The following is a 1,440-nucleotide window of genomic DNA, read 5'->3' as shown; positions in this document are numbered from 1 at the left end:
AAGTTAAGCTCTCCAGCGCCGATGGTAGTTGGGGCTTTGCCCCTGCAAGAGTAGGACGCCGCCAGGCTTAAAATTTATTTTAAACTAATACATTTAAATGCACGAAATATTGTCATAACATATGTATTAATAAAGAAATTGTACTCGGAGGATTAGCTCAGCTGGGAGAGCACCTGCCTTACAAGCAGGGGGTCGCAGGTTCGAGCCCTGCATCCTCCACCATTTTAATGCCGGCCTAGCTCAACTGGTAGAGCAACTGACTTGTAATCAGTAGGTTGGGGGTTCAAGTCCTCTGGCCGGCACCACTTTATAACGAATATTATCTTCATTCTATGATGAATGGTGCCTATTAGCAGTACGAGCCATTAGCTCAGCCGGCAGAGCATCTGACTTTTAATCAGAGGGTCGGAGGTTCGAATCCTCCATGGCTCACCATTTGCGGGTGTGGCGGAACTGGCAGACGCGCTAGACTTAGGATCTAGTATCTTCGGATGTGGGGGTTCGACTCCCTTCACCCGCACCATTTATTATTTTAAAATGCGGAAGTAGTTCAGTGGTAGAACACCACCTTGCCAAGGTGGGGGTCGCGGGTTCGAATCCCGTCTTCCGCTCCAAGCCAAGCCGGGGTGGCGGAATTGGCAGACGCACAGGACTTAAAATCCTGCGGTAGGTTCTACCGTGCCGGTTCGAGTCCGGCCCTCGGCATTATTAGCGCCCGTAGCTCAATTGGATAGAGTGTCTGACTACGGATCAGAAGGTTAGGGGTTCAACTCCTCTCGGGCGCGCCAATTTACGGGAAGTAGCTCAGCTTGGTAGAGCACATGGTTTGGGACCATGGGGTCGCAGGTTCGAATCCTGTCTTCCCGACCATATAAAATTTTCATGGGGCCTTAGCTCAGCTGGGAGAGCGCCTGCCTTGCACGCAGGAGGTCAGCGGTTCGATCCCGCTAGGCTCCACCAAAAAAATGAAATATACAGTTGACATTAACAAGTCAGCGTGTTATATTAATAAAGTCGCTGATTTGAGAGCGACATGATAATTTGCTCCTTGAAAACTGAACAAAACAACCAGTATGTAACAGATGTCAGAGGTAAGATGTCGGACGTCAGATTTTATAATCTGGGTGAAGACGAATTACCCTGAAATCCATTTTTAAAGCTAAGACAATTGATAGAATGGATTGGTGTCGATTCTATTCAAACTTTTTATGGAGAGTTTGATCTTGGCTCAGGACGAACGCTGGCGGCGTGCCTAATACATGCAAGTCGAGCGCGGGAAGCAAGCTGAACTCCTTCGGGAGTGATGCTTGTGGAACGAGCGGCGGACGGGTGAGTAACACGTAGGCAACCTACCTGTAAGATCGGGATAACTCGCGGAAACGTGAGCTAATACCGGATAATCCTTTTCATCACCTGGTGAGAAGGTAAAAGGTGGCTTTT

9 tRNA genes and 1 rRNA gene are annotated in these 1,440 nt (G+C 48.7%); all 10 read left to right on the top strand.

The annotated features are described in order from the left end of the window. Positions 1-146: 146 nt before the first annotated feature. Positions 147-222 (top strand) — tRNA-Val (locus AC6HVZ_RS19535). Positions 223-229: 7 nt separating this feature from the next. Next, positions 230-305: transfer RNA gene (locus tag AC6HVZ_RS19530), tRNA-Thr, on the top strand. A 54-nt stretch (positions 306-359) separates the two neighbouring features. After that, positions 360-435: transfer RNA gene (locus AC6HVZ_RS19525), tRNA-Lys, on the top strand. A gap of 3 nt (positions 436-438) precedes the next feature. Beyond that, positions 439-523: transfer RNA gene (locus tag AC6HVZ_RS19520), tRNA-Leu, on the top strand. A gap of 16 nt (positions 524-539) precedes the next feature. Continuing rightward, positions 540-614 (top strand) — tRNA-Gly (locus AC6HVZ_RS19515). Between the two features lie 6 nt (positions 615-620). Then, a tRNA-Leu gene (locus AC6HVZ_RS19510) sits at positions 621-705 on the top strand. A 6-nt stretch (positions 706-711) separates the two neighbouring features. Beyond that, positions 712-788, top strand: a tRNA-Arg gene (locus AC6HVZ_RS19505). Positions 789-793: 5 nt separating this feature from the next. Further along, a tRNA-Pro gene (locus AC6HVZ_RS19500) sits at positions 794-870 on the top strand. A 14-nt stretch (positions 871-884) separates the two neighbouring features. Then, positions 885-960 (top strand) — tRNA-Ala (locus AC6HVZ_RS19495). A 245-nt stretch (positions 961-1,205) separates the two neighbouring features. After that, positions 1,206-1,440, top strand: a 16S ribosomal RNA gene (locus AC6HVZ_RS19490); the annotation flags it as partial.

The sequence above is a fragment of the Oceanobacillus sp. NCCP-135 genome (assembly GCF_059698015.1).
The sequence above is the reverse complement of the archived record's forward strand: the minus strand, read 5'-3'. Positions and strand labels throughout refer to the sequence as shown.